The 3,862-nt window shown below is 30.8% G+C and carries 3 protein-coding genes; 2 read left to right on the top strand and 1 reads right to left on the bottom strand.

All coding sequences use genetic code 11. The features are described 5' to 3' along the window. Positions 1 to 662: 662 nt before the first annotated feature. A complete protein-coding gene (locus F6K13_RS22810; RefSeq protein WP_124144061.1) occupies positions 663 to 1,001 on the bottom strand; it encodes a zinc ribbon domain-containing protein in 339 nt (112 codons plus the stop codon). A gap of 815 nt (positions 1,002 to 1,816) precedes the next feature. Between F6K13_RS22810 and F6K13_RS22815 the strand changes: the two genes are divergently transcribed. Further along, positions 1,817 to 2,497: a hypothetical protein gene (locus F6K13_RS22815; protein ID WP_124144060.1), complete on the top strand. Its 681-nt coding sequence runs from the start codon at positions 1,817 to 1,819 to the stop codon at positions 2,495 to 2,497. A gap of 408 nt (positions 2,498 to 2,905) precedes the next feature. Further along, entirely contained in the window at positions 2,906 to 3,382 is a 477-nt protein-coding gene (locus F6K13_RS22820; protein ID WP_124144059.1) for a TspO/MBR family protein, read from the top strand. Positions 3,383 to 3,862 lie beyond the last annotated feature (480 nt).

Here is a 3,862-nt window from a genome sequence, read left to right on the forward strand (position 1 = left end):
GATAGGGTTATTTTTCAGGTATAGATAATTCTACTATGGTTAATATAACGGACAAAATTATGATGATACCAATAGTAAGATTGACTATTGGTAGTTGCAAAAAACGTTGTAGATAAGGCTGGAAATTGTGTTTTTTTAATAGGAATAAAAGACTAGAATTTGAATTAGTCATAAATCAATAGACATCTCCAGAAAAGAGGGAGCAGGGAGTAGGCAGTAGGCAGTAGGGGGAAATAATTGATAATTGCTGTGTGATAATTGATTTTATTTTTGATTTTTGGAGATGTTTAATATAGAAAAAAACACTTGTTAATATATTCTACTTATTAATACATTATTCGACTATATATAGTGCTTATCAAGTTACTGAGATACTGTTGTTTTTCTTCTTTTCTGTCTTGATGCGCATTCCCTGTGGTCTGTCTCCGACGCGGGGTCGCATCGTTATTCCCTGTTTCCCGCATTAATACTCATTACTTCCTGAAACAAGCGAATTTTGTATTTCACGGTTCTTGGGAATTGCTATATATGAATATTAAGCAACCATCAAAATTTTTATAACAGCAGTAGCTTGTTGATGTAATAAACCATGATTTTGATTTTCTAATTTTTATTTTTGGATAAAATTATTGGAGTAAAAATTAGAAAGCTTTTTGTGATATTTAGTCTCCTAGTTTTTGCTTAAAATTTGGATAGGTACTATGGTCGTTGATATTTACTATGGGACTTTCATCGCCTGTTGCTGTGATATTTTCATAGATTCCTTGGTCTCTTTTTACTAATTTACTAAATCCTTGACTTTTTAAATCGCTGATGCCTGTTTCTACTATTATTCTAGGGGCACTAATCATACGTTTAACAGGAGTGTCTTCTGGGGTGTCACCAAGGTCGCATTTAGCTAATTTACATAACTGGCCCCAAGTAGTAATATTTTCATTTATACTGTGCCAAACTTCTAGTTTTTGCTGATTAGTTGGACAAAAATAATCGTATACAGGCATAGTAATAGTTATTGCAGTAAAAGGCTTAGTTTTTAATTATAGATGATGTTAAAGTGTTTCCAGATGTTATAAACAGAAAATTAATTTTTTGAGAGATTATGAAGAATAGTGACCGTGAATCAAGAGAGTTTTTAGTAGGAATAAATTATAGCCTAATATCTACAACTCATCTATAAACACTATCTATATGTTATATCAATTTCAAAAAAGAATCCTACAAAAAAAAGACTGTAAATTAGGCATAAAAAGAACTTATCTAATCCTATAAGCAACCTATTTCGATTGCTTTTTCTTCTTTGATCTTTTCTATCATGGGTTTAATACCTTGCCTTGCGGAATAATTAAGGTTTAAAGCCTCTTCTTTAAAGGAGAAAAAAGAAAAAATTTTCCCTACCGCGTCAATGCTATCCTTTTCAAGGAGAGGTAATTGTTAATAATTAATAATTAATTATTAATTGTTGAAAGGGGGGTGCTTAAAATTGGTTGGGGTTATAAGATACGAAGTGACGTTTAGAAGAGATCCTGGTCTAATTTTCCCTCCTGCCTTCTGCCTTCTTCAAAATTTGTTTATTACTTCTTCCTTCTTCCCTCTTACTTCTTCCTTAGTCATAGATGTGAGGTTCTATACTTTTTGTCTAAGATTAATCTGGTAAATTAATTAAGCTTAATTATTATTTTCAAGAGTATTTATAAAGTTCTATCAAACTAATTTATTTTTTTGTGGCAATCCAGCTATTATAGTTGAAATCGATATTTGATGCTAATATAAAATCTATAATATACAGGAATCAAATAATGTTAAGGAGAATTAATTAATGAGTGATTTTAAAGTAACACCACAAAGCGAGCTAACTACCAGTCAAATGTTAGAGAGATACAATTTAGACGATGAAATAACTCTAAAACGTTGGGCACAATTACATGGTATTGACAATAATCGTGGTTACTACAATCCAGATGAAGTGGATCTAATAGATCATGTACATCATCATATTTATAATCTTGGCATGAGTATTATCGATTATCAAAGTTTTATAGATCGTCGTCAAATTCCAACACAAAAGTTTACTCAGGAAAATGGTGAAAATATGATGGAAAATAATATTTATACAAATGTAAGTAATTCGGCAAAAAAACATCAAGGAACAGAAAATTTTGTTTGTAATGATTATGATGCAATAAATAAGACTTCAGAGGAAATTAATAATGAAGAGTATGCAGCCATAGAGATGTTAAAAAAGCAGTATTCTGAGGCAATTGATTTAATGGGAGAAAAAATAGCTGACCATTTTATAGATGAATTAGATGTATCTGTAATGCGACATCTTATTAAGAAGGTAAAAGAGCGTCAAAGACTTAATGGTAAAGTTTCATCAAATCGTTTTCTGAAAACAATTAAAGCTGTTTTACAGCCTCAAAATGGTAATTTTCTTGTTCCTAAAGATAATGAGAATGAATCTAGTATTGAACTAGAACAAAATCATCGACTTGGTTAGTTAATTTGTTTAGCAATAGTTTACTGTTATGGGGGTGGGTTTTACATCAGAGTTTTTTGAGTTTAGATTGCATCTTTTGTTAAACCTAATACTCCTCATAAATAGTAGGAATAGAGTGTTATTCTGATCAAGATAGCAATCTTATTGAAGATAGCAATCTTCTTCAATTTGTGAAAGATTTTAGACTTTGAGGGAACTGAGAACAATCAAATTACTATGAATGATTTAGGATTCCTAAAAATAGTAATTGATTAGATAAAAGCTTAGACTCTGGCTTAATGCTTCCTTGGTTAGGGCTCCCAAACTTTAGTAAAATATCAAGGCTAAAATAGAAAAACTATAACTAGCTAGATACTGAATACTGATAATTTGATTTTGTATTGCTATGAATTATAAACTATAAAAAAAATGATTAAATCTTGGATGATAATTGGTGCGGTTACTTTCTTAATAGCATTCAGTAGTAGTATTTTTACGCCGTCTAGAGGTATCCAATGGTTTAGACATCTACAACGACCTAATTGGTTAACTTTTGAAAGAGCAATTCCTAGCATTTGGACGATAATTTTTATTTGTGGTGCTTGGTCTGCATATATTATCTGGGAACAGGAGCCAGGAACTAAAAAAACTTGGTTATTAATGGCATTATATTTATTGTTAGAAATTGTGACAATAGCCTATACACCTGTGATGTTTTGGATGCAAAATTTGAAGGTAGGAACAATTATTGGAGGAACGGGTTTTGTATTAAATCTGATACTAATTTTGACTGTCTGGCAAATTAATAGTTGGGCTGGAATATTATTATTACCTTATATATTTTGGAGTCCAATTGGTACTTATACTACTTGGGAAATGAATCGTATTAATTCTGAAAATCAGTAAGAGTAACTAATTTTTAGTGTTATATCAATGACGGCAAACTTTGCTGGGCTTAAATTTTTAACTACTATTTATTTATTGCTGAATTTATTGAAGTTAGTGGGGAGTATTTAATAGTTATGATGATGGTGATGGTGATTTTTTGACCTTGCCTGGATAGGATGAAATTTGTTCATTTTGTTGGTAGCGATCGCTCAAGAATGAAGGAATAAAATCAAGGCTAAATTATCGGAGGAATTTTTTGAGTAAAAATCATCAATAAGTAGTTGGATAGATAACGGTAATATCTCTGTTTGATGATTTGTTCTGACTAAATAAAGAACAAAAATATTTGGAGTTAATTCTCTTTTTTTTCAGCAAGGGTAGTTGAATTTCTTGAATTTAGTGGGGAGTATTTAATAGTTATGATGATGGTGAAGGTGATTTTTTGGCCTTAGCTAGGTAGGGTGAAATTTGTTCATTTTGTTGTTAGCGATCGCTCAA

This window comes from Okeania sp. SIO2B9, from assembly GCF_010672505.1.
Lineage (GTDB): Bacteria > Cyanobacteriota > Cyanobacteriia > Cyanobacteriales > Microcoleaceae > Okeania > Okeania hirsuta.